Source organism: Saccharopolyspora galaxeae (assembly GCF_016526145.1).
Taxonomy (GTDB): Bacteria; Actinomycetota; Actinomycetes; order Mycobacteriales; family Pseudonocardiaceae; genus Saccharopolyspora_C; species Saccharopolyspora_C galaxeae.
In genome coordinates this window covers 516,443-539,158 of record NZ_JADDUE010000002.1, presented here as the reverse complement: position 1 = coordinate 539,158, position 22,716 = coordinate 516,443, and the positions used below count along the sequence as shown (strand labels likewise).

Annotated in this window: 19 protein-coding genes; 5 read left to right on the top strand and 14 right to left on the bottom strand. The window is 69.5% G+C overall.

Features of this window, described 5'->3' with window-relative positions:
• Positions 1-10 precede the first annotated feature (10 nt).
• The 8 genes from INP57_RS06920 to INP57_RS06885 all read right to left on the bottom strand — a co-directional run bounded on the left by INP57_RS06920 (position 11) and on the right by INP57_RS06885 (position 7,711).
• A complete protein-coding gene (locus INP57_RS06920) occupies positions 11-880 on the bottom strand; it encodes an ABC transporter permease (protein WP_200069182.1) in 870 nt (289 codons plus the stop codon).
• A gap of 3 nt (positions 881-883) precedes the next feature.
• Complete coding sequence (locus tag INP57_RS06915; protein WP_200069181.1) at positions 884-1,678, bottom strand: MlaE family ABC transporter permease; 795 nt, start codon at positions 1,676-1,678, stop codon at positions 884-886.
• Entirely contained in the window at positions 1,675-2,694 is a 1,020-nt protein-coding gene (locus tag INP57_RS06910; RefSeq protein ID WP_200069180.1) for an ABC transporter ATP-binding protein, read from the bottom strand. The genes INP57_RS06915 and INP57_RS06910 overlap by 4 nt, the downstream gene beginning before the upstream one ends.
• Positions 2,695-3,010: 316 nt before the next feature.
• On the bottom strand, positions 3,011-3,760 hold the full coding sequence (locus INP57_RS06905) for a glucose 1-dehydrogenase (protein WP_200069179.1): 750 nt from the start codon (positions 3,758-3,760) through the stop codon (positions 3,011-3,013).
• 8 nt (positions 3,761-3,768) lie between these two features.
• On the bottom strand, positions 3,769-5,277 hold the full coding sequence (locus INP57_RS06900) for an aldehyde dehydrogenase family protein (RefSeq protein WP_200069178.1): 1,509 nt from the start codon (positions 5,275-5,277) through the stop codon (positions 3,769-3,771).
• Between the two features lie 95 nt (positions 5,278-5,372).
• Positions 5,373-6,269, bottom strand: coding sequence for a 3-oxoacyl-ACP reductase (locus INP57_RS06895; protein ID WP_307849942.1), 897 nt, complete (start codon positions 6,267-6,269; stop codon positions 5,373-5,375).
• 61 nt (positions 6,270-6,330) lie between these two features.
• Entirely contained in the window at positions 6,331-7,419 is a 1,089-nt protein-coding gene (locus INP57_RS06890) for a Zn-dependent alcohol dehydrogenase (protein ID WP_295144348.1), read from the bottom strand.
• A gap of 82 nt (positions 7,420-7,501) precedes the next feature.
• Positions 7,502-7,711, bottom strand: a complete 210-nt coding sequence (locus tag INP57_RS06885) for a ferredoxin (RefSeq protein ID WP_200069175.1) — start codon at positions 7,709-7,711, stop codon at positions 7,502-7,504.
• A 329-nt stretch (positions 7,712-8,040) separates the two neighbouring features.
• Here INP57_RS06885 and INP57_RS06880 point away from each other — a divergent pair, with 329 nt between their 5' ends.
• From INP57_RS06880 to INP57_RS06870, 3 genes are all read left to right on the top strand, one after another.
• The gene (locus INP57_RS06880) at positions 8,041-9,219 is read left to right on the top strand and encodes an acyl-CoA dehydrogenase family protein (protein ID WP_200069174.1); all 1,179 of its coding nucleotides are present in this window, start codon (positions 8,041-8,043) and stop codon (positions 9,217-9,219) included.
• Between the two features lie 80 nt (positions 9,220-9,299).
• On the top strand, positions 9,300-10,421 hold the full coding sequence (locus INP57_RS06875) for an acyl-CoA dehydrogenase family protein (protein WP_200069173.1): 1,122 nt from the start codon (positions 9,300-9,302) through the stop codon (positions 10,419-10,421).
• Positions 10,422-10,500: 79 nt separating this feature from the next.
• Complete coding sequence (locus INP57_RS06870) at positions 10,501-12,120, top strand: long-chain-fatty-acid--CoA ligase (protein ID WP_200069172.1); 1,620 nt, start codon at positions 10,501-10,503, stop codon at positions 12,118-12,120.
• Between the two features lie 39 nt (positions 12,121-12,159).
• On the opposite strand, the gene INP57_RS06865 is transcribed toward INP57_RS06870, so the two are convergent.
• The 3 genes from INP57_RS06865 to INP57_RS06855 form a co-directional block, all read right to left on the bottom strand.
• A complete protein-coding gene (locus tag INP57_RS06865; RefSeq protein ID WP_307849941.1) occupies positions 12,160-13,362 on the bottom strand; it encodes a methyltransferase domain-containing protein in 1,203 nt (400 codons plus the stop codon).
• Between the two features lie 330 nt (positions 13,363-13,692).
• On the bottom strand, positions 13,693-14,796 hold the full coding sequence (locus INP57_RS06860) for an NAD(P)H-dependent flavin oxidoreductase (RefSeq protein WP_200069171.1): 1,104 nt from the start codon (positions 14,794-14,796) through the stop codon (positions 13,693-13,695).
• On the bottom strand, positions 14,796-16,448 hold the full coding sequence (locus tag INP57_RS06855) for an acyl-CoA synthetase (protein WP_200069170.1): 1,653 nt from the start codon (positions 16,446-16,448) through the stop codon (positions 14,796-14,798). The genes INP57_RS06860 and INP57_RS06855 overlap by 1 nt, the downstream gene beginning before the upstream one ends.
• Positions 16,449-16,518: 70 nt before the next feature.
• On the opposite strand from INP57_RS06855, the gene INP57_RS06850 reads away from it, so the two are divergent.
• Complete coding sequence (locus tag INP57_RS06850; RefSeq protein WP_200069169.1) at positions 16,519-17,334, top strand: crotonase/enoyl-CoA hydratase family protein; 816 nt, start codon at positions 16,519-16,521, stop codon at positions 17,332-17,334.
• 243 nt (positions 17,335-17,577) lie between these two features.
• Here the strand turns inward: INP57_RS06850 and INP57_RS06845 are convergent, their stop codons facing one another.
• The 3 genes from INP57_RS06845 to INP57_RS06835 all read right to left on the bottom strand — a co-directional run bounded on the left by INP57_RS06845 (position 17,578) and on the right by INP57_RS06835 (position 21,349).
• Positions 17,578-18,510 carry a hypothetical protein gene (locus INP57_RS06845; RefSeq protein WP_307849939.1) on the bottom strand — a complete coding sequence of 311 codons (933 nt, stop codon included), beginning with the start codon at positions 18,508-18,510 and terminating at the stop codon, positions 17,578-17,580.
• Positions 18,511-18,690: 180 nt separating this feature from the next.
• On the bottom strand, positions 18,691-20,241 hold the full coding sequence (locus INP57_RS06840) for an acyl-CoA synthetase (protein ID WP_307849938.1): 1,551 nt from the start codon (positions 20,239-20,241) through the stop codon (positions 18,691-18,693).
• A gap of 52 nt (positions 20,242-20,293) precedes the next feature.
• Positions 20,294-21,349 carry an LLM class F420-dependent oxidoreductase gene (locus tag INP57_RS06835; protein WP_200069167.1) on the bottom strand — a complete coding sequence of 352 codons (1,056 nt, stop codon included), beginning with the start codon at positions 21,347-21,349 and terminating at the stop codon, positions 20,294-20,296.
• A gap of 107 nt (positions 21,350-21,456) precedes the next feature.
• Between INP57_RS06835 and INP57_RS06830 the strand changes: the two genes are divergently transcribed.
• Positions 21,457-22,428 (top strand): Zn-ribbon domain-containing OB-fold protein, encoded by a 972-nt coding sequence (locus tag INP57_RS06830; RefSeq protein WP_374220920.1) that lies wholly within the window; start codon positions 21,457-21,459, stop codon positions 22,426-22,428.
• Positions 22,429-22,716: the final 288 nt, after the last annotated feature.

The window sequence follows — 22,716 nt, the reverse complement described above, 5'->3', positions numbered from 1 at the left end:
CGTTCCCCGGTCAACCCGCGATCCGGACCGTGGTCGTAGAACCCCAGATCGCGAGGCTCAGGAAGAAATCGAGCACGGCCACCAGCACGATCGAGGTGCGCACCGCCCGGCCGACCGCGGTCCCCACACCCGCCGGCCCGCCGCTGGCGGTGTAGCCGTAATAGCAGTGCGTCAGAATCACCACGAGGCTGAACACCAGCACCTTGCCGAACGACCACAGCACGTCCTGCGGCGGCAGGAACAAGTGGAAGTAGTGGTCGTAAGTACCGGCCGACTGCCCGTAGAACAGCACCGTGATCTCGCGGGACGCGAAGTACGAGCCGAGCAGCCCCACCACGTACAGCGGGATCACCGCGGCCAGCCCGGCCAGCACCCGGCTGGTCACCAGGTACGGCACCGTGCGCACCCCCATCACTTCGAGCGCGTCGATCTCGTCGGAGATCCGCATCGCGCCCAGCTGCGCGGTGAAGCCGCACCCGACCGTCGCCGACAGCGCCAGGCCCGCGGCCATCGGCGCGACCTCGCGGGTGTCGAAGTAGGCGGCGATGAACCCGGTCAGCGCGGACGTGCCGAGCTGGTCCAGCGAGGAATAGCCCTGCAACCCGACGATCGCGCCGGTGCACACCGTCATGCCGATCATCACGCCGAGCGTTCCGCCGATGACGGCCAGCGCGCCGCTGCCGAACATCACCTCGGTCAGCAGCCTGCCCGTCTCCCGCGGGTACTTGCGCAACGTCAACGGGAACAACGCCAGTGCGCGCAGGTAGAACGACAGCTGCCAGCCCAGCCCGGCCATCGCGTCACCGGGTTTGGACACCAGCAGGGAAAGCCGGCGGCGCCAGGCCGTCGGCGGCGGCAGGTACTGCTCGGTCGCGGCCATCGCTCACAATTCCTTCGGCGGGACCAGCTGCAGGTAGATGCCGGTGATCACGAGGTTGATCGCGAACAGCAGCAGGAAGGTGATCACCACGGCCTGGTTGACCGCGTCGCCGACGCCCTTCGGGCCGCCGGCGGGGTTCAGCCCGCGGTAGGCGGCGACCACACCGGCCACGAACCCGTAGATCAGCGCCTTGAGCTCGCTGACGTAGATGTCCGGCAACTGCGCCAGCGCGTTGAAGCTGGCCAGGTACGCGCCGGGCGTGCCGCCCTGCAGCACCACGTTGAAGAAGTAGCCGCCGACCACGCCGACCACGCTGACCAGGCCGTTGAGCAGCACCGACACGAAGATCGCGCCGAGCACCCGCGGCACCACCAGCCGCTGGATCGCGGAGATGCCGAGCACTTCCATCGCGTCGATCTCGTCGCGGATCTTGCGCGCGCCGATGTCCGCGCACACCGCGGAACCACCGGCGCCCGCCACCAGCAGCGCGGTGATCAGCGGACTCGCCTGCTGCAGGATGGACAGCGCGCTGGCCGCACCGGTGAACGACTGGGCGCCGATCTGCTGGGTCAGCGATCCCAGCTGCATCGCGATCACCGCGCCGAACGGGATCGCGACCATCGCGGTCGGCAGGATCGTCACGCTGGCGAAGAACCAGGCCTGCTGCACCCATTCGCGCACCTGGAACGGCCGCCGCGGCATCGCGCGCAGCACCTCCCAGGACAGCGTCGCCAACCGGCCCACTTCGACGAAGGCGGCGCGCAGCGGGACGCGGTGGCTGGCACCGGGAGAACTCATGGGCGATCACCGGGGCCAGGCCGCGGCGGGGCGCCCCACTCGCGGCGTTCGGCGTCGGACAACCCGGCGAGCACCTGCTCGCGCACCGCGGGCGGGTAGGCGTTCAGGTCGCGCATCATGCGCTGCTTGCGGCGGCGCACCGCGATCCGCTCCGGCAACCCGGGGCCGGGGGTCAGCTGCGGGACGACGGTGCGCGGGGCCGGCGCGCTCGTGGCGTCCAGCCCGGCCAGCTCGGCGGCCACGGTCCCCGAGTCCTTCTCCTCGCTCATCCCGATCGGCCCCGCGCGGCGACCGTTGACGAACTGGTCGACCACCGGTTCTTCGCTGGTCAGCAGCACCTCGCGAGCGCCGAAGAGCACCAGCTTGCCGCGGAAGAACAGCCCGATGTTGTCCGGGACCGTGCGCGCCACGTCGATGTTGTGCGTGACCAGCAGGATCGTCGCGTCGATCTGCGCGTTCAGGTCGATCAGCAGCTGCGAGAGGTAAGCGGTGCGCACCGGGTCCAGCCCGGAATCCGGCTCGTCGCAGAGGATGATCTCCGGTTCGAGCACCAGCGCCCGCGCCAGCCCAGCGCGTTTGCGCATCCCGCCGGACAGTTCGCCGGGCAGCTTGTCCTCCGCCCCGGAAAGGCCGACCAGCTCCATCTTCTCCAACGCGACCCGGCGGATCTCCGCCTCGGACTTGCGGGTGTGCTCGCGCAGCGGGAAGGCGACGTTGTCGAACAGGCTCATCGAGCCGAACAGCGCACCGTCCTGGAACAGCACGCCGAAGCGCTTGCGGACGTCGTAGAGCTCCCGCTCGGAACACGAGCACATGTCGACGTCTTCGACCATGACCCGGCCGCGGTCCGGGCGCAGCAGCCCGATCAGCGACTTCAGGAACACCGACTTGCCGGTTCCGGACGGGCCGAGGATGGCGCTGACCTCCCCGTGCGGCAGCGTCAGCGACACGTCCGACCACACCTGGTGGGCGCCGAAGGACTTCGTGAGCCCCTGCACCCCGACTTCGACACCCAACTCGGGTCACCACCTAGAGGATTTCTAAGGAGTTCTTTCAGAATGATTTGCGTAGCGGGTCGGGTAGCGGAACCTCAGCGGCTCCCTCGCTGCGGGATCGATTTCTGACGTATGCCCATACGCGGCGAAATCGCTGTCCTCGCGAGGAAGCCGCTGAGAACCCGCCGCGGTGCCGGTTGCTTGCATGGTCACTGCTCAGCGGCTCCGCCGCTGACAAGACAAGACCGAAAATCATACTGAAACGACTCCTGCGAAGCGTCCGTTGCTACGGGTCGAGCGATGGCACTGATGCCTTTCGTCGCAGCGGGTTGCAGTGCTATCGGGACAGCGAGTGCGTGGCGGTGGCGCCGCCGTCGGCGACGAATTCGGCGCCGGTGGAGTACGAGCTTTCGTCGCTGGCGAGGAAAACCGCCAGCTGCGCGATCTCGTCCGGCTGGCCGACCCGCTTGAGCGCGACCCGGGCGCCGACGTGGTCGTTCATCTCGGGTCCGCCCAAGCTGCGCACCATGTCGGTGTCGATCATCCCGGGGTGCACCGAGTTCACCCGGATGCCGCGCTCGCCGAGTTCCATCGCGGCGACCTTGGTCATCCCGCGGATGGCGAACTTGCTGGCGGTGTAGGCGATCGTGAACGGCATCCCGCCCAGGCCCTCCACAGAGGACACGTTGATGATCGAGCCGCCCGCGGGCATCGAGCTCAGCACCGCGCGCATCCCGAGGAAGGTGCCGATCTGGTTGATCCGCACGACCCGCTCGTAGTCGGCCAGCGCGGTCTCGCCGAGTTCGGCGAAGTGCAGCACTCCGGCGTTGTTGAGCAGCACGTCGACCGGCCCGAACGCGGACTCGGCCGCCCGCACCGCGACCGGCCATTCGTCCTGTTCGGACACGTCGAGGTGCTCGAAGCGCGCGTTCTCGCCGAGTTCGTCGGCCAGCGCCTTGCCCGGCTCGTCGGCCACGTCGGCGAGCAGCACGCTCGCGCCCTCCGCGACGAAGCGCCGCGCCGCAGCCGCGCCCTGACCCCTCGCCGCGCCGGTGATGATCGCGGTCTTTCCTTGCAAACGCGCCATAACGGGACTCACATCATCTCGTCGGTCAACGGCATGAGCACCGTTTTGACTTCGGTGTAGGACTCGAAGGAGCTGCGGCCGCCTTCCCGGCCCAGCCCGGACTGCTTGTATCCGCCGAACGGCAGGTGCGGCTCGACCTGGAACCCGTTGATGCCGACCGTCCCGGCGCGCAACCTGCGCGAGACCCGGAACGCGCGCTGCGCGTCCGCGGTGAAAACGCCCGCGCCGAGGCCGTATTCGGTGTCGTTGGCCAGCCGCACGGCTTCGTCCTCGTCCGAGAACGGCACGACCGAGAGCACCGGCCCGAAGATCTCCTGCTGGGCGATGCTCATCTTGTTGTCCACGTCCGCGAAGATCGCCGGGTTCACGAAGTTCCCGGCACCGAGTTCGCCGTCCGGCCGATCGCCGCCGCTGATCAGCCGGGCGCCGTCCTGCTTGCCGGATTCGACGAAGCTCAGCACCCGGTTCAGCTGCTTGTCGTTGATCAGCGGGCTGGAGAGCACGGCCGGGTCGAACGGGTCGCCGTAGGTGACCGAACCCGCGATCATCTCGGCCGCGGTCAGGAACTCGTCGTAGACGTCGCGGTGCACCAGCGCCCTGCTGCACACCACGCATCCCTGCCCGGACAACCCGAGCGTCACCATGCCCATCGCGGTCATCCCGGCCAGCGAGGCGTCGGTGTCCGGGAAGACGATGGCGGGGCTTTTCCCGCCGAGTTCCAGCGAAACCCGCTTCAGCGTGGCCGCGGAGACCTCGACGATGCGCTTGCCGACCTCGCGGCTGCCGGTGAAGCTGATCTTGTCCACCAGCTCGTGGCCGATCAGCGCTCCGCCGGTGGGTTCGCCGGTGCCGGTGACGACGTTGACCACGCCGTCCGGCACACCGGCATCGGCCAGCAGTTCCACCATCCGCAGCACGACGAACGTCGCGTACTCGGACGGTTTGAGCACGACCGTGCAGCCCGCCGCCAGCGCGGGAGCGAGTTTCTGGGCGTAGAGCAGGAAAGGCGCGTTCCACGGCAGGATCGCGGCGGCCACGCCGATCGGTTCCCGCAGCGTCATCGCGAGGTGCTCGCCGCCCTGATAACCGGGCAGCGTCTCGCCACCGGCCTTGTCGATCCAGCCCGCGTGGTGGTCGAAGACGTCCGCGGCGGCGTCCACCGAAGCCGCGTAGACGTTGCCGAACGACAGCGGAACTCCGTTGTCGAGCGCTTGCAGCCCGCGCAGCTCGTCGGCGTTCTCGCGCAGCAGATCCGCGTAGCGGTGCAGGATTTTCACGCGCTGCCCGGCTGGCAGGTTCGGCCAAGGCCCTTCGTCGAAGGCGCGGCGCGCGGCGCGGACCGCTTCGTCGACGTCCTCGGCATCGGCGACCGGGAACGTACCCACCGGTTCCTGCGTCGCCGGGTGCAGATGCGTCCACGTCTTGCCGGAGCGGGCCTGCCGCCACTGGCCGTCCACGAACAACGAGCCGTCCTGCAGCCCCACCTGTGCGCGATGCTGTTGCACGGTCAGCGACATCGTTGTCACTCCTGTCGGTCGTCCGGCGCGGGTTGCCCGTGGCGCGGGATCCGCGGCACCGCCGGAAGTTCTCCGCCGCGCGCCTGCCTGCTGCGCTAGCCCAGCGAGAGCAGGTCGGTGCTGGAGAACATGCCGTCTCCGCGGTCAGCGAAGTAGCCGCCGACCACCTCCGCGAGTTCCGCGGTGCTCCAGGTATCGCCTGCCGCGTCGAACCGCTGCTCGATCTTCGGCGGCGCCATCAGCGCGACTTTCCCGCCGTGCACGACGAAAACCTGCCCGTTGATGGCATCGGCCGCGGGTGCGGCCAGGTAGCTGACGAACGGCGCCACGTGCTCGGTGGACAGCGGATCGACCCCGGTTTCCGGAGCGGGGCCGAAGATCTGGTCGGTCATCGCCGTCCGCGCACGCGGGCAGATCGCGTTCGCGCGCACGCCGTAGCGCGCCAGCGCGCGAGCGGTGGAAACCGTCAGCGAGGCGATGCCCGCCTTCGCCGCGGCGTAGTTCGGCTGGCCTTCGGCGCCGAACAGGAACGCCTCCGACGCGGTGTTCACGATCCGCCCGTACACCGCCGACCCGTTGTCCTTGGACTGCTGGCGCCAGTGCGCCGCGGCCCCGCGGCAGACCAGGAAGTGCCCGCGCAGGTGCACCCGGATGACGTCGTCCCACTCCTGGTCGCTCATCTTGAAGACCATGCGGTCGCGCAGCAGGCCGGCGTTGTTCACCACGACGTGCAGTCCGCCGAAGCGCTGCACCGCGGTCGAGAGCAGCTCGTCGGCCACGGCCTGTTCGCTGATGTCGCCGCGCACGGCGGCGGCTTTGCCGCCTGCCTCCTCGATCTCGCCGACCACCGCGTCCGCGGCCGCCGAGACGTCGTTGACCACCACGTCCGCACCGGCGCCCGCCAGCGCGAGCGCTTCCGAACGGCCGAGCCCGGCGCCCGCGCCGGTCACCACGGCGACCTTGCCGCGCAGGTCCAACGCCTGACTGTCCACAGTAGAACTCCTTCGTCGCGGGTTTCGCGGTTGCGCACCGCCGCGGCGGTTCGTGACTCCACTAGTCGAAAGTGACGATCTGGCGGACCAAGGCGGCATCACCGCTGCTCAGCGCGCTCAGCCCGTCGTTGATGTCGGAAAGGGCGATCCGCCTGCTCACCATGCCTTCGAGGTCGAGCAGTCCGGCCCGCCAGAAGTCCAGCAGCCGCGGGATGTCCCGGCGCGGGTCGGCCGAGCCGTAGAACGACGGCAGGATGTTCCGCTCGTTGACGAACAATTCCTGCGCGGAGAACTCGACCTTCTCGTCCGGCCCACCGGCACCGACGAGCACCACGTCACCGCCGCGCCGCGCCGCGTCGTAGGCGGCGCGGATCGTGGCGGAGCGCCCGACGACCTCGATGGCGTAGTCGAACCCGGCACCGCCGGTCAGTTCCTGCTTGAGATCGTCCAAGCCCTCCGGCGTGGTCGCGTGCGTCGCACCGAACCGCTTCGCCCCGGCGTGCTTGGCGGTCACCGGGTCCACGGCCACGATCTGCCGCGCACCGGCGATCCGGGCGCCCTGGATGACCGAGATCCCGACGCCGCCCGCGCCGATCACGACCACTGTGGACCCCGGCTCGACCCGCGCGGTGTTGAGCACCGCGCCGACCCCGGTCAGCACTCCGCAGCTGAGCAGCGCGGCGACCTCGAACGGCACGTCCGGTTCGACCTTGACCACGCCGTCCCGGGGCACGACCAGCTCCTCCGCGAACGTGCCGGTGCCGGTGAATCCGAAGGCGGGCGCGGCACCGACCTCGAACCTGGGCGAGGTGAACGACGCGACCACGTGCACCTGGCACAGGTGCGGCTGCGCGTTGAGGCAGTCCCGGCAGTTGCCGCACGGCGGGACGAACGCGATGGTGACGCGGTCGCCCGGCGCCAGGTCGGTCACCTGCTCGCCCACCGCGAGCACTTCGCCCGCCCCTTCGTGGCCCAGCACTCCGGGAGCGAGCGCGGGAAGGCCACCGTTCATCGCCGAGAGATCGCTGTGGCAGATCCCCGCGGCGCGGACGCGCAGGTGCACCTCGCCCGGCCCCGGCGGCACGACCCGGACGTCCGTGCGGACGTCCAGCGCGTCGTCGCCGATCTGGTTGAGCACCGCTGCCTTCACCGGCCCGTCTCCCCACCAAGTCCGAGAACGCCGCATAGCGGCTGTTATGTGCGACACACACTAGAACTTGTTTTCAGGATGTTCAAGAGTCGTCGTCAGCTTCACTTCCTGCAATGAACAGTGCACCTTTCGGACAAAGATGCACGGCTTTCGCAACACGTTCTACATCTTCGTCCGGTACCGGGTGCCGGATCTGCAACAGCTCGTCGTCGTCCAGCTCGAACACCGCCGGGGCCAGCCCGACGCAGACTCCGTTCGCCTCGCACAGCTCGGTCCGCACGCCGATCTCCATCGCTTCCTCCGCGTTCGTAGGGCTCGGCTCATCGGGCGCTCGACGCGGGCGGACCTAGAAGGGCAACGAGACGGTGCCGCGGGATTCACTACTCCATTCGGAGGCCATCGGAACTTGACCGCTCATGCGACACCGGCGCGCACCGCTCCGGCCTGCCCGCTCATCGCCGGCACACGATGTAGAACAAGTTGCATATTAGCGACCCAGGGAAGCCTGCGCGGAAAAAGACGTTGTCACCACGCTGGTCGACTCCGGGGCACCCGGCGGTCTAAAGTAACTGAAACTTGTTGCACACAGCGCCCGGCCGGGTCGCTCGCCCAGGAGGCCCCATGCGCATCGGCTTCAACTCCGACCAGGAACGGCTGCGCAAGCGCCTGCGCGACTACTTCGCGCAGCTGATGACCGACGAGCTCCGGGAGGAGCTCGCGACCGGGGGTGATTACGGCGACGGCGAGGCGTACAAGCGGATCGTCCGCCAGCTCGGCTCCGACGGCTGGCTCGCGCTCGGCTGGCCCCGGGAGCACGGCGGGCACGGCGGCACGATGCTGGAGCAGCTCATCTTCACCGACGAGGCCGCCATCGCCGGAGTGCCGGTTCCGTTCCTGACGCTCAACAGCGTCGCGCCCACGATCATGCGCTACGGCAGCGCCGAGCAGCGGGCGCACTTCCTGCCCGGCATCGCCGCCGGTGAGATCCACTTCTCCATCGGCTACTCCGAGCCGGAAGCGGGCACCGACCTCGCTTCGCTGCGCACCACCGCGGTCCGCGACGGCGACGAGTACGTGATCAACGGCCAGAAGATGTGGACCAGCCTGGTGCAGTACGCCGACTACGTGTGGCTGGCCTGCCGGACCGATCCGGAAGCCCGCAAGCACAAGGGCCTGAGCATGCTGATCGTCCCGACGGACGCACCGGGTTTCTCCTGGACACCGGTGCACACCGTCGCCGGGCCGACCACCAGCGCCACCTACTACGAGGACGTGCGGGTTCCGGCCACGGCGCTGGTCGGCGGCGAGAACGAGGGCTGGCCGCTGATCACCAACCAGCTCAACCACGAGCGGGTCGCGCTGACCTCGGCCGCGCCGATCCGCTCCGCCCTGGCGCAGGTCCGCGAATGGGCGCGGGAGACCGAGCTGCCGGACGGCCGCCGGGTCATCGACCAGGAGTGGGTGCGCACGCACCTCGCGCGGGTGCACGCGGGTGCCGAGGTGTTGAAGCTGATGAACTGGAAGATCGCCTGGACCGCGGAGCAGCAGCCTGCTCCCGCGGCCGCCTCGGCGACCAAGGTCTACGGCACCGAGCTGGCCACCGAGGCCTACCGGCTGCTGATGGAGGTGCTCGGGCCCGCCGCGCACGTCCGCGGAGGTTCGCCCGGCGCCGCGCTGCACGGCCGAGTCGAGCGGATGCACCGCTCGGCGCTGATCCTCACCTTCGGCGGCGGCACCAACGAAGTCCAGCGCGACATCGTCTCGACCGTTGGGCTCGGACTGCCCCCTGCGCGGCGCTGACCCCCTGCGCCGACCCCTGCCGAACACGTTCACCGCCGAGGTTCCGCCCGGCAGTTCCTTCCCGAAGGAGTCCGCAGCCGATGGATTTCGCACCTACCGAGGCTCAGCAAGATCTGACCGAGTTGACCCGCAGCATCCTCACCGACCGGGTGACGACGGCTCGGCTGCGCGAGGTCGAGTCCCAGCCCGACCGCTTCGACCGTGCACTGTGGACGGACCTGGCGAAGGCCGGGGTGCTCGGCGCGGCGCTGCCGGAATCCCTCGGCGGCGGTGGCTGCGGACTGCTCGAGCAGTGCAGCGTGCTGGTGGAGCTGGGCCGGGCGGTGGCGCCGGTGCCGTACCTGACCTCGATCGCGGCGGGCGCCTCCGCGGTGGCCCGCTTCGGCGACGAGCAGCAGCTGGAACGGTTCGCGCGCCCGGCGGGTGACGGCGAGATCGTGCTGACCGCCGCGCTCGCCGAAGATGCCGACCCGCTGCCGGAAACCCCCGCGACCCGCGCGGATCGCTCCGGCGGCGAGTGGTTCCTCAGCGGCCGGAAGGTCGCCGTGCCCGCCGGTTGCGCCGCCGACTTCTTCCTGGTGCCCGCGGCCACCGAGCGCGGTCCGCTGGTGTTCGTGGTCGGGGCGTCCGACGAGGGCGTGTCCGTGCGGCGGCAGGAAGTGGTCGACTCCGACAGCGAAGCGCTGCTCGACCTCACCGAGGTCCGGCTGGGCGATGATCGGGTGCTGGGCGGCGAGGACGCCGCGAGCTGGCTCGCCGCGCGCAGCACGCTCGGCCTGTGCGCCGAACAGCTCGGCGTGCTGGAACGCGCGCTGGAGCTGACCGCCGAGTACGCCCGGGAACGGACCCAGTTCGAGCGTCCGATCGGGAGTTTCCAGGCCGTTTCGCAGCGCCTCGCGGACGCCTTCGTCGACGTCGAAGCGGTCCGGTTGACCACCTGGCAGGCCGCTTGGCGCGCGACCGAGGGCCTGCCCTGCCACAGCGAGGTGGCGACCGCGAAGTTCTGGGCCGCCGAGGCAGGTCACCGCGTGGCGCACACCGCCGTGCACGTGCACGGGGGCGTGGGCATCGACCTCGAACACCACCTGCACCGGTATTTCGTCGCCGCCAAGCGCCGCGAGTTCGCCCTCGGTGCCGCCTCCGCCAACCTGCGCCGGATCGGCGCCGCGCTGGCCGGTGCGGACGGACCCGACCTGGACTGAGCGGCGACATCGTTCGCGCAGTCACCCGGCGGGCGTCCGCGAGTGCATTCGGCCGCCCGGCATCTGACGAGGGAGTCGCATGTCCGAGCACGTTCCGACGGTCACCGAACTGCTCGTCGCGCGCGCCGCCGACGAGCGCCCGGGACTCAAGTTCGAGCAGCAGGAATGGTCGTGGTCCGAGCACGTGCAGTGCTGCGCCGACCGCGCCGCCCTGCTGCAGGCGCTGCACCGCGGCGATCGCCCGTTCCACGTCGGCGTGCTGCTGGACAACGTTCCCGAGTTCTCGTTCCTGCTGGGTGCGGCCGCGCTGTCCGGCTCTGTCCTGGTCGGACTCAACACCGGGCGGCGCGGCGAGTCGCTGGGCCGCGACGTGCGGTTGGCCGACTGCGAACTGGTCGTGACCGAGAGCAAGCACTCGGCGCTGCTCGCGGGAGTGGACTTGGATTCCGCGCGGGTGCTGGTCATCGACGATGCCGAATGGGCGGGCCTGCTCGCCGAGCATCGCGGCTCGCCGCTGGACCCGGTGGCGGCCGAACCGGACGACCTGCTCGCGCTGCTGTTCACCTCCGGCACCGGGGGTGAGCCGAAAGCCGTCCGCTGCACCCACGAGAAGATCGCCTTTCCCGGGCGGATGCTGGCCAACCGGTTCGGTCTCGCGCCCAGCGACGGGGTTTACCTGTCGATGCCGATGTTCCACTCGAACGCGCTGTTCGCGGGGTGGGCGGTCGGATTGGCCGCCGGTGCCGCGCTCGGGCTGCGCCGGCGCTTCTCCGCGTCCGGGTTCCTGGCCGACGTGCGGCGATTCGGCTCGACCTACGCGAACTACGTCGGCAAACCGCTCTCCTACATCCTCGCGACCCCGGCGCGGGACGACGACGCCGACAACCCGCTGCGGATCGTTTACGGCAACGAGGGCGCCGAAAACGACCTGGACCGGTTCGCCGAGCGCTTCGGCTGCCAGGTCGTGGACGGTTTCGGCTCCACCGAAGGCGGCGTGGTCGTGCAGCGCACCCCCGACACACCGACCGGCGCGCTCGGCCGTCCCGGGCCGGGAGTGGCAGTGCTCGACCCGGCGACCGAGCAGCGCTGCCCCGCCGCCGAATTCGACCGCGACGGCCGGGTCACGAACCCGGATCAAGCGGTCGGCGAACTGGTCAACACCGCGGGCGCGGGCTCGTTCGCCGGCTACTACAAGGCGCCGGAGGAGAACGCGCAGCGGATGCGCGGCGGCATGTACTGGAGCGGGGACCTCGCCTACCTGGACAGGGACGGGTTCTGCTACTTCGTCGGCCGCTCCGGCGACTGGTTGCGGGTGGACGGCGAGAACCTGGGCACCGCCCCGGTCGAACGGATCCTGCTGCGCCACCCCGGCATCGCGCAGGCAGCGGTCTACGCCGTGCCCGACGCCGAGGTCGGCGACCAGGTGATGGCCGCGATCGTGCTCGCGGACGCACCGCTTACCGCCGCCGAGCTCGGCGATTTCCTCGCCGCGCAGCCGGACCTGGCCCCCAAGCAGCTCCCCCGCTTCGTCCGCATCGCCGCCGACCTGCCGCGCACCGCCACGCACAAGGTCCTCAAACGCCCGCTGGCGGCGGAACGCTGGAACTGCACCGACCCGGTGTGGTGGCGCCCGGGCCAGGACCCGTCGTTCGAGCTGCTGACCCCCGAGCGCGCCGCCGAGCTCACCGCCTCTGAGTGAACGACCTGTTCGTCCCACTAGATTGGTCAAACGGTCCGTTCACTCCGAAAGTTCGGCTCGCGGGGACCTCCCGGAATCGGACGGCAGCGCGGAATCGGGCGGCAGCGCAACGCTCTGCCGGTCCGGGGTGATGGTCCACTGCCACGCCGACAGCGGCGGTTCGCCGCGTTGCTGCCACCAGCGGTAGGCCGCCTCGGCCGCGTCCCACAACCGGCGCGGACCGAACTGGCGGACCACATACCGATCGTTGCCCTCCGGGACGATGCTGGCCCACGATCCGGACAGCGGATCGCGCAACCACGCCACTCCGGGCCGATCCTCGGTGCGGTCCCACACGTTCACCCGGCACGACGGCACCGCGACCGCGATCGGCCAGCGGTGATCATCGGCCAGTAGTGGCACCCACGGCGCGAGATCGGTGAAGCCGAGGTCCGCCGCCGGATCGTCGAAGCGTTCCGCCCCGACAGGATCGGACGCGACCCGGTGCGAACGCAGCTCCATGAAACCGACTCGCAGGGCGGTGGCGCGCCCGGTCGCCGTCCCGTCCTCGCCGACGACGAACCGCACCAGCGGGCCGGAAGCGAGATCGGTCCGCATCGGCGCGAGAATCACCCCGCCCGGACGGGTGTTCACCACCCACGGGAACGGCAACTGTCCTACGTGGACACCTGCGGTCGAGATCACGCGATCCACCCGGTCCGGCAGAACGTCGGCCACCCCATCGGCCAACCTGGCGTCCACCGCTGCGAAACCCGCCGTCTCCAGGCGCTTCCGCGCGTCCGCCGCCAACACCGGGTCGATCTCCACCGTGGTGACGCTCCCCCGCGCACCGACGATGTGAGCGAGCAGCGCAGCACTCCACCCGGTACCTGTGCCGACCTCGAAAACCACGTGCCCCGGACGCACGTCCGACTCGGCCAGCATGCCGAGCACCACCGACGGCATGGACGCCGAGCAGGTAGGCCGATCGCCGACCACCGGCCAGGCGGTCGCCCCACCGTCGAACTGGGTCACGATGACGCGGTTGGAGTAGACCGCCGCGAGCCAGCGGTCCGGTTCCGCGGCCCGATCCAGCGCCAGGTACGGCCCGTCCTCGGCCTCTCGCACCCACATGCGATCGGGGATGAACCACTCGCGCGGGACCGCGGTCAGCACCGAACGGAAATCGGCCGGGAGGCCCCCGGCCGATTCCAATTCGTCGATCAGCGTACGCACGCCGTCATCATCGGCGGCGAGGGTCACGCGTCGTCCTCGTATTTTTTCGGGTCCACGTCTCCGCTGGTCTTGCCGGTCTGCTTGTCGTCCTCGACCGAGTGGTCGTTCTTTTCTTCGCCCACTGCCGTGACCTCCTTCGACCTCGCCAAGATTAGGAAACGCGCCCGGTAGCGCGGAACCCTACTCGCTCGCCCGGACCAACGGCCCCGGCAAACGACTTCCGGCAACTGAATAATTGCCAGAAGCGCAAGGCGAGATCTACGAAATCACGGAGGACGGCGAGTCCCTTCCGGACCCTCGGCCTGCGCAACGGAAACGCGGGAACGCCATGCGCAATGGCATCCCCGCTCCCGCGCTTCAGCGGATCTTGTCCAGCCGGTCGAAGGTTTCGCCCGCCTCGCGCAGCAGGCTCTCCATCACGTCGGCGACCGGGCGGACCTCGTTCATCCGGCCGACGATCTGGCCGACCGGCATGGACACCACCTCCGGATCGCCGGAGCGGGTGATCCGCTGGTGGGCCTCGCTGACCAGGATGTTCTGCAGCGGCATCGGCAGCGGGTCCGGTGCGTCCGGCTCGGCCCAAGCGTCGGTCCAGCGGGTTTTCAGCAATCGCGCGGGTTTTCCGGTGTAGATCCGGGTGCGGACCGTGTCGCTGGAGTCCGCGCCGACCAGCGCGCGCTGCATCGCCTCGCCACCGAGGGCGATGCCGTACTCCTTGGTGGCCAGCCAGCACGAGCCCATCCACGCGCCGCTGGCACCCAGCGCGAGCGCAGCCGCGACCTGACGCCCCGAGCCGATTCCGCCCGCGGCCAGCACGGGTACCTCCTCCCCCACCGCGTCGACGATCTCCGGCACGAGCACCATCGTGGCGATTTCCCCGGTGTGCCCACCGGCTTCGTGGCCCTGCGCCACCACGACGTCCACGCCCTTGTCCACGTGGCGGCGAGCGTGCTCGGCCTTGCCCGCGAGGGCCGCGACCAGCACGCCGTCCTCGTGCGCGCGCCCGATGACGTCCGGCGGCGGCGATCCGAGTGCGTTCGCGATCAGCTTCACCGGGTGCTTCAGCGCCACGTCGACGTGCGAGCGCGCCACCGAGTGCAGCCAGCCCAGCACCGCGTCCCCGCTCCGCTCGCCCTCCGGGAGTTCGGGCAACCCGAGCCGGGTCATCGTCTGCTGCACGAATTCCCGGTGCTGATCCGGAATCATCGACTCGATGTCCACATCGGACACTTCGGTCGGCACGGTGGACGGCATCACGACGTCCACCCCGTAGGGGCGGCCGCCGGTGTTCTCGTCCATCCAGTCCAGCACCGAATCCAGCTCGTCGGCGTCGTTGAACCGCACGCAGCCGAGCACGCCGAGCCCGCCGGCGCGGCTGATCGCGGCGGCGACGTGCTCGGACGGGGTGAACCCGACGATCGGCTGCTCGATGCCGAGTCGGTCGCAGAGGGCGGTGCGCATCACGGCTTCCTTTCGACTGCGTCGGCCACCGCTGCGGTGCCCGGCTGCTTGGTGCTGCTGGGTTCGTGCTGCTCGGCGTGCTGCTGCGCCCAGCGGTAGTCCGGTTTGCCGCTGGGTGAGCGCTGCACCTGGTCGACCAGCCACAACTTGCGCGGCACCTTGTAGCCCGCGATCCGCTCACGGTTGTGCGCTTCGAGCTCCGGCCAGGCCAGGTCCGCGCCCGGCCGGGGCTGCACGACGGCGGCGACGCACTGGCCGAGCCGCTCGTCGGGCGCGCCGAACACCAGCGCGTCGAACACGTCGGGGTGCGCTTTCAGCACGGCCTCGACTTCCTCGGGGTAGACCTTCTCGCCGCCGGTGTTGATGGACATCGAGCCGCGGCCCAGCATCGTCACCGTGCCGTCGGCCTCGTAGCGGGCGTAGTCACCGGGCACGACGTAGCGGGTGCCGTCGATCTCGACGAACACCTTCGCCGTCTTCTCCGGGTCGTTGTAGTAGCCCAGCGGCACGTGCCCGGCGCGGGCGAGCAGGCCGACCTCGCTGGAGTCGGCGGGCAGCACGTTGCCGTCCGAGCCGATGATCGCGGTCGACGAGTCCGCGTTGACCCGCGGGCCGCCGGTCTGCGCACCGCCCTTGGACAGCACGCCGATCCCGCTGAACCCGGTCTCCGAGCTGCCGATCGAGTCGGTGAGCACCACGTTCGGCAGCGCCTCCAGGTACTGCTCCTGCACCGACGGCGAGAAAAGCGCCGCACTGCTGGAAATCGCGACCACCGACGACGCGTCGTAGCCGCCCGAGTGATACGCCTCGATCAACGGCCGGGCCATCGCGTCACCGGTGATGGCCAGGACGTTCACCGAGTGCTGCTCGACGGCCCGCCAGATCTCGTCCGCGTCGAACTCGGGCAGCAGCACGACCGTGCTGCACGCGAACAGGTTCCCGAACGTGGCCCACTGCGCCGCGCCGTGGATGAACGGTGCGGCCGGTAACCGGACGAGGCCACCGCTGTCGGCGCCCTCGCGCGCCTGCTGCCACTCGTCGGCGACCGGCTCGCCGGTCATGAAGTCGATCCCGCCGCCGAGGGTGCGCCAGACGTCCTCGTGGCGCCACATCACGCCCTTCGGATTTCCCGTCGTGCCACCGGTGTAGAGCAGGAACAGGTCGCCGTCCGAGCGCGGCTCGAAGTCCCGCTCCGGTGCGGCGCCCTGCAGCGCCGACTCGTAGGAAACCCCGCCGTAGCGGGCGAAATCGAGGTCGCTGCCGTCCTCGATGACCAGCACGTGCCGCAAGCCGTCGGGCAGCGACTCGGCGACCCGGTCGGCGTAGCGGCGCTCGTGCACCAGCGCGGACAGGTCCGCGTCGTCGAAGATGTAGCGCAGTTCGTTGGGCACGTAGCGGTAGTTCACGTTGACCGCGACGGCCCGCAACTTGTAGGCGGCGAGCATGGCTTCCAGCGCCTCGATGCCGTTGCGCGCGTAAACCCCGATGTGCGAACCCCGGCCGAGGCCGCGTTCGGCGAGGTGGTGCGCGAGCCGGTTCGCCCGCTGCTCCAGTTCGAGGAAGGTGACCCGGCGTTCGCCGCAGATCACGGCGACGCGGTTCGGTGTCAGGTCGACGGCGTGCTCGAAGAGATCTGCGATGTTGTGTGCCACCCGATCGAAACTAGAACATGTTATCGTGCGTGGCAACGGGCCGCCGCACGACATCCTCCGGAGGACGCCCATGACCGCCACGCCGGCGCAAGAGAACCGAGAAGTCTCCGAGCAAGCGCACTGCCTGGTGCAGCGGCACGGCCCGGTGCTGGTCGTGACGCTGAACCGGCCCGAAGCGCGAAACGCGCTCTCCGCCGAGATGATGTCGATCATGCGCGAGGCGTGGGACGAGGTCGACGCCAACGACGAGATCCGGGCCTGCGTGCTCACCGGCGCGGGCGGGGCGTTCTGCGCCGGTGCGGACCTCAAGGCGATGAGCAGCGCGCATCCCGGGGACAACGACAACGGCGACCTCTCGGTGATCGAGCCGCTGCTGAAGGGCCGCAGGCTCAGCAAGCCGCTCATCGCCGCCGTGGAAGGCCCGGCGGTCGCCGGTGGCACGGAGATCCTGCAGGCCACCGACATCCGCGTCGCGGGCAGCAGTGCGCGCTTCGGGGTTTCCGAATGCCGGTGGGGACTGTTCCCGCTGGGCGGTTCGGCCGTGCGGCTGCCGCGCCAGATCCCGTACACGCTGGCGGCGGAAATCCTGCTCACCGGCAGGCACCTGACCGCAGAAGAAGCACGCGAGATCGGCCTGATCGGCCGGGTCGTGCCGGACGGCGAGGCGTTGAACACCGCGCTCGAACTGGCCGAGGCGGTGGCCGCCAACGGGCCGCTGGCGGTGCGGGCGATCCTGCGCACGATGCGGGAAACCGAAGGCATGCCGGAGAACGAGGCGTTCGCGGTGGACACCCGCCTCGGCCTCGACGTCTTCCGCAGCGCCGACGCCAAGGAGGGCCCGCGCGCCTTCGCCGAAAAGCGCAAACCCGAATTCCGCGGCGAATGACTTTCAACTTCCGGAGCCGAGCACCCCGAACTTCCGGAGTGAACGGCCTGTTCGCCCAATCTATTCGGACGAACGGTCCGTTCGCTCACGGACCACCGCGCATAGGCCCCCCGTGCTGACACCCCGACGCGCCACCCCAGCCGGGCAGATTGAGCCGAGTGAACGGCCTGTTCGTCCCACTAGATTGGTCAAACGGTCCGTTCGCTCGGTATCGTCCCGCGCGAGCAAGCAAGATTTCCGCGTTTAGCTGCGGGTGACGCCCGGAATCGCTGTGACAGCTGGGCGCGGGCGTTGCCGTGCCGCCTGGTACGAGCGCCTGAGTTCGTCGAGCACGGCATCGGGTTCGGTACGTATGCGCGCAGGCAAGCTGTGCACGACCACGATCCCCGCAGCGGTCATCATCGTGTGCCGCCGGACGGTGTTCTCGTAATCAGCGGGCGATAGGTGGTAGGCGCGAGAGTCGATCTGCCAAGCGAGGCCGACCTCGTCGATCCATCCATCAGGGACGCCGAGCAGGGTTCCGTCCGCAGCCAGCAGTCGCGCGTTCCACCACATCGCGGGCAGGTCGGAGCCCCGCACCAACCGGTAAGCCCATCCCTCAGCAGCGGAATGGACGTTGACCGACATCTCGCCCAGCGCCACTCTGCACCGGGACGAACCACGTTGTGAGCCGGCAGCGAGCTCCGCGGCTAACGAGGCCGGGGTCACCATGCCCCGTTGCACGGCCTCCGCGAGCAATGCGCGCACCTCGTCCAGCGAGGTCAGCTGACGTGCCGCGTCGAGCAGTGCGCGGACCAGCGGCGCCACCCTGAAGCCGCTCCGGATTACGGCTGTCGGCAAGCGCTCGGTTCGCTCGACCTCCACGAATCCCTTGCTGGCGCGCTTGCGAGCCACCGGTATCAACACGTGGACAACGTCGGTCTCGGGCCGCCGTCGAATCCCGTGCAACGCGCATCCAGCCAAACCGGTGATCATCGAACCGTCACCTGCATAGCGCAGCGCCGCTGCATAACGTTGTTCGGTTGTCGCTTCGCCCGAGCGAAGCAGCATTACGCCGGGCAGCAGTCTGGTCCACGATCCGGCGTCCGATGCCCGGTAAAAGACCGTCTGGCGCGGTACGCCGAGCTGATCAAGCTCGCGGACCGTGATGACATCACGATCCGCCGCAGTGACCACTGCGTCCCAATCTGCACGCGCTCGAATCGGCATCCTTCCAAGTTGCTCCGATGCCGCTCCGTGAGCAAGTGTGGTTTCGCGGATCTGTGGACAAATCCGCTCCCTGTGGACAGCTCTCGCCGATGTCGGTGAGCGAACGGACCGTTTGACCAATCTATTCGGACGAACAGTCCGTTCGCTCTAATGCTTGGCGGTGGAGTCGGCCCAGTACGGCTCCTTCAGCTTGCGCTTGTAGAGCTTGCCGTTGGGGTCGCGGGGGAGTTCGGCGGTGAACTCGACACTGCGGGGGAGCTTGAACTTAGCGAGCTTGCCGCGGGCGAAATCCAGGAGTTCGGCGGCGAGTTCGGCGCCGGCGGCGGCATCCTCGGCGGGCTGGACCACGGCTTTGACCTCTTCGCCCCAGTCCTGGTGCGGCACGCCAAAAACGGCGATGTCCGCGACCTTCGGATGCACCGACAACACGTTCTCGATCTCGGCCGGGTAGATGTTCACGCCACCGGAAATGATCATGTCGCTCTTCCGGTCGCACAGGTACAGGTACCCGTCGTCGTCCAGATACCCCATGTCCCCGAGCGTGAACATGTCGCGGACGCGGGCTTTCCGCGTCTTCTCCGGATCCTGGTGGTACTCGAAGGTGGACGCGCCCATCCGCATGTAGACCGTGCCGACCTCGCCCACGGGCAGCTCCCCGCCCTCGTCGTCGAGGATCTGCACCACCGAACCGGGCCACGGCAACCCGACCGAACCCGGTTTGCGCAGCCACTCCTCGGCCGGAATCACCGTGCCGCCGCCTTCGGTCGCGGCGTAGTACTCGATCACCACCGGACCCCACCAATCGAGCATCTGCCGCTTCACCTCGATCGGGCAGGGCGCGGCACCGTGGATCGCGGCCCGCATCGACGAGACGTCGTAGTGCTGCCGCGTTTCCTCCGGCAGCGCCAGCAAGCGGTGGAACTGCGTGGGAACCATGTGGGTGTGGGTCACCCGGTGCTGCTCGATGAGTTTCAGCATCCGCTCCGGATCCCAGCGATCCATCAGCACCGCCGTGTGCCCGAGCTGGATCGAAATGCTCACGAAGTTCAGCACCGCCGTGTGGTACAGCGGCGAACCGCACAGGTGCACATGATCGTCGAACGCCTGCAGGCCGAAGATCCCGAAGAATCCCTGCGACTGCGCCGGAACCTCGTCCGGGTCGGCACCGCTGAGCGCGCGGCGCACGCCCTTCGGCCGCCCCGTGGTCCCGGACGTGTAGAGCATCGGCGAACCGGCGGTGCGCACGTCCGGCCGCGCCACGGGTTCCTTCTCGCCGAGTTCCGACAGCGGGCGGAAACCCGCCACCTCGCCGACGGCGAAGCAACGTTCTTCGGCAAGACCGGCCTCCGCCGCGGCCTCCCCCGCCGCCTCGGCGAACCGCTCGTGCGCGAGGAACGCCTTGGCGCCGCTGTCCCCGACGATGTAGGCGATCTCCGCGCCGACCAGGTGCCAGTTCACCGTGACCACGTACAGCCCGGTCTGCATCGCCGCGAAGTACGCCGCGACCAGGTCGAATCCGTTCGGCAGCAGCAGCACGATGCTGTCGCCGGGCGAGAGGCCCATGCGCTGCAACCCGCGCCCGATCCGGTCGGCTTCGGCGGCGAGTTCGCCGTAGCCGGCCTCCCGCCCGTCCGGAGTGACCAGTGCGGTCCGGCTGGGCTGTTCCGCGGCGATGTTCCACAGTCCGATAGCGGTCACGGTGCACTCCTGTTCCCGGACGCCGACAATGCCCACAAAGCTAGAACGTGTTTCACGATTGCGGCAAGTCCGGGCCGAGTACCGCATCGGCGACCGCGCGCAGCTGCGCCGCGTCCCGGCAACCGACCAGCAGCGTGTCCACACCGGACTCCTCCCAGCGCCGGACGCCGGCGCGCACCTGCTCGCGGTCGCCGATGATGGAGACGTCGTCGACCAGCTCGTCCGGCACCGCGGCTGCGGCCTCAGCGCGCTGACCGGCGCGGAAAAGCCCGGTGATGTCCTCGACCACCTCGCCGTAGCCCATCCGGCGGAACAGGTCGGCGTGGAAGTTCACCTGCTCCGAGCCCATGCCGCCGATGTAGAGCGCCAGGTAGGGCTTCACCTTCGCCTTCTCCGCAACGGGATCGTCGGTTACGACGACCGGGCAGGTGGCGGCCACCTCGAACCCGGAGCGGTCGTTGCGCGCGCCGGGACGCGCGAAACCGTCCGCGAGCCACTGCTGGTAGACCTCGGCGATGCGCGGCGAGAAGTACACCGCGATCCAGCCGTCCGCGATCTCCGCGGTCTGCGCGACGTTCCGCGGACCTTCGGCGCCGAGCCAGATCGGCAGGTCGGCGCGCAGCGGATGGGTGATCGGGCGCAGCGGCTTGCCGAGCCCGAGCGAGCCGGGACCGTCGAACGGCAGCGGATAGTGCGGACCGTCGTTGCGCACCGGCGCTTCCCGCGCCAGCACCTGGCGGATGATCGAAACGTATTCCCTGGTGCGCGCCAACGGTTTTCCGAACGGCTCGCCGTACCAGCCCTCCACCACCTGCGGGCCCGAGACGCCGAGCCCGAGCACGCAACGGCCTCCGGAAAGGTGGTCCAGCGTCAGCGCGTGCATGGCGCAGGACGTCGGCGAGCGCGCGGACAACTGGGCCACCGAAGTGCCCAGCCGGACCCGGTCGGTTCCCGAGCCCCACCAGGACAGCGGCGTGAACGCGTCGGAACCCCAGGACTCGGCGGCGAAAACGCCGTCGAAGCCGGCGCGTTCGGCTTCCGCGACGAGTTCCGCGGCGTTGTCCGGCGGTGCGGCACCCCAATATCCGAGCTGCAGACCGAGACGCACGATGGACCTCCTGACGTGGCGGGCGGCCGGTCCGGCCGCGGTCCTCCCATCCTGCGCCAGCGTTGCCCGATTTACGAGAACATGTTTCACTAATCGACGTGACTGAGATCTCCGAACCGCTCAGCGCACCGCTGGAAGTCGGTTTCGACTACACCCGTTCACTGGGATCCGTGCTCGGCCGCTTCGCCACCGCGCTGCGGCAGCGTCGGATCACCGGAGTGCGCGGATCGGACGGCCGGGTGCACGTGCCCGCGATCGAGTACGACCCGAGCACCTTCCAACCCCTCGACGAACTCGTCGACGTCGGCCCGGAGGGCACGGTGCTGAGCTGGTCCTGGGCACCGGACCCGCTGGAGGGCCAGCCGTTGCAGCACGCCTTCGCCTGGGCGCTGGTGCGCCTGGACGGCGCGGACACCCCGCTGCTGCACGCGGTCGACGCCGGTTCCGCCGACGGGATGCGCACCGGGATGCGGGTGCGTCCACGTTGGACGGACGAGCCCTGCGGGAGCATCCGGGACATCACCTGCTTCGAGCCCGCCACCGGCAACGCGCCGCAGCCGCCCGAGGCACAGCCGCCCGAGGCGCCGGAATCCGATGAACCGGTCACCATGCTGACCACCCCGATCCACCTGCACTACCAGCACTCCGCCTCACCGGAGGAGAGCCGCTACCTGCGCGGGCTCGCGGAAGGCAGGCTGCTCGGCCAGCGCTGCCCCGTCTGCGAGAAGGTCTACATCCCGCCGCGCGGCTCCTGCCCGATCGACGCGGTGCCCACCGAAGAAGAGGTCGAACTCCCGGACACCGGGATCGTGACCACTTTCTGCATCGTCAACGTGCCGTTCCTCGGCCAGCGCATCGACCCGCCCTACGTCGCCGCTTACGTGCTACTGGACGGCGCGGATATCCCGTTCCTGCACCTGGTTCTCGGCTGCGCGGCCGAGGACGTGCGGATGGGGATGCGGGTGCGCGCGGCGTGGAAACCGCGCGAGGAGTGGGACACGACGTTGCAGAACATCGACCACTTCGAGCCGTCCGGGCAGCCGGACGCGCCCTTCGAGTCCTACTCCCACCACCTCTGAGGAGTCCTTTCGGAATGATTTGCGTAGCGGTGCCGGTAGCGGAACCTCAGCGGCTCCCTCGCTCCGGGATCGATTTCTGACGTAGCACCCTACGCGGCGAAATCGCTGTCCTCGCGAGGAAGCCGCTGAGAACCCGCCGCGGTGCCGGTTGCTTGCATGGTCACTGCTCAGCGGCTCCGCCGCTGACAAGACAAAGATCCGGACACCACACTCAAACGCCCCCTAAGAGCACCCCACCGCGTTCCCGACGGGGCGTGAAACCCCACCGCTGCGCGGGAAAACTCAACC

Bases quoted from the DNA above. Each gene is read 5' to 3' on its own strand.
- INP57_RS06875 (WP_200069173.1), top strand. From the start codon at position 9,300: ATGGATTTCGCACCTACCGAGGCTCAGCAAGATCTGACCGAGTTGACC.
- INP57_RS06880 (WP_200069174.1), top strand. From the start codon at position 8,041: ATGCGCATCGGCTTCAACTCCGACCAGGAACGGCTGCGCAAGCGCCTG.
- INP57_RS06870 (WP_200069172.1), top strand. From the start codon at position 10,501: ATGTCCGAGCACGTTCCGACGGTCACCGAACTGCTCGTCGCGCGCGCC.
- INP57_RS06850 (WP_200069169.1), top strand. From the start codon at position 16,519: ATGACCGCCACGCCGGCGCAAGAGAACCGAGAAGTCTCCGAGCAAGCG.
- INP57_RS06915 (WP_200069181.1), bottom strand. From the start codon at position 1,678: ATGAGTTCTCCCGGTGCCAGCCACCGCGTCCCGCTGCGCGCCGCCTTC.
- INP57_RS06860 (WP_200069171.1), bottom strand. From the start codon at position 14,796: ATGCGCACCGCCCTCTGCGACCGACTCGGCATCGAGCAGCCGATCGTC.
- INP57_RS06920 (WP_200069182.1), bottom strand. From the start codon at position 880: ATGGCCGCGACCGAGCAGTACCTGCCGCCGCCGACGGCCTGGCGCCGC.
- INP57_RS06885 (WP_200069175.1), bottom strand. From the start codon at position 7,711: ATGGAGATCGGCGTGCGGACCGAGCTGTGCGAGGCGAACGGAGTCTGC.
- INP57_RS06900 (WP_200069178.1), bottom strand. From the start codon at position 5,277: ATGTCGCTGACCGTGCAACAGCATCGCGCACAGGTGGGGCTGCAGGAC.
- INP57_RS06905 (WP_200069179.1), bottom strand. From the start codon at position 3,760: ATGGCGCGTTTGCAAGGAAAGACCGCGATCATCACCGGCGCGGCGAGG.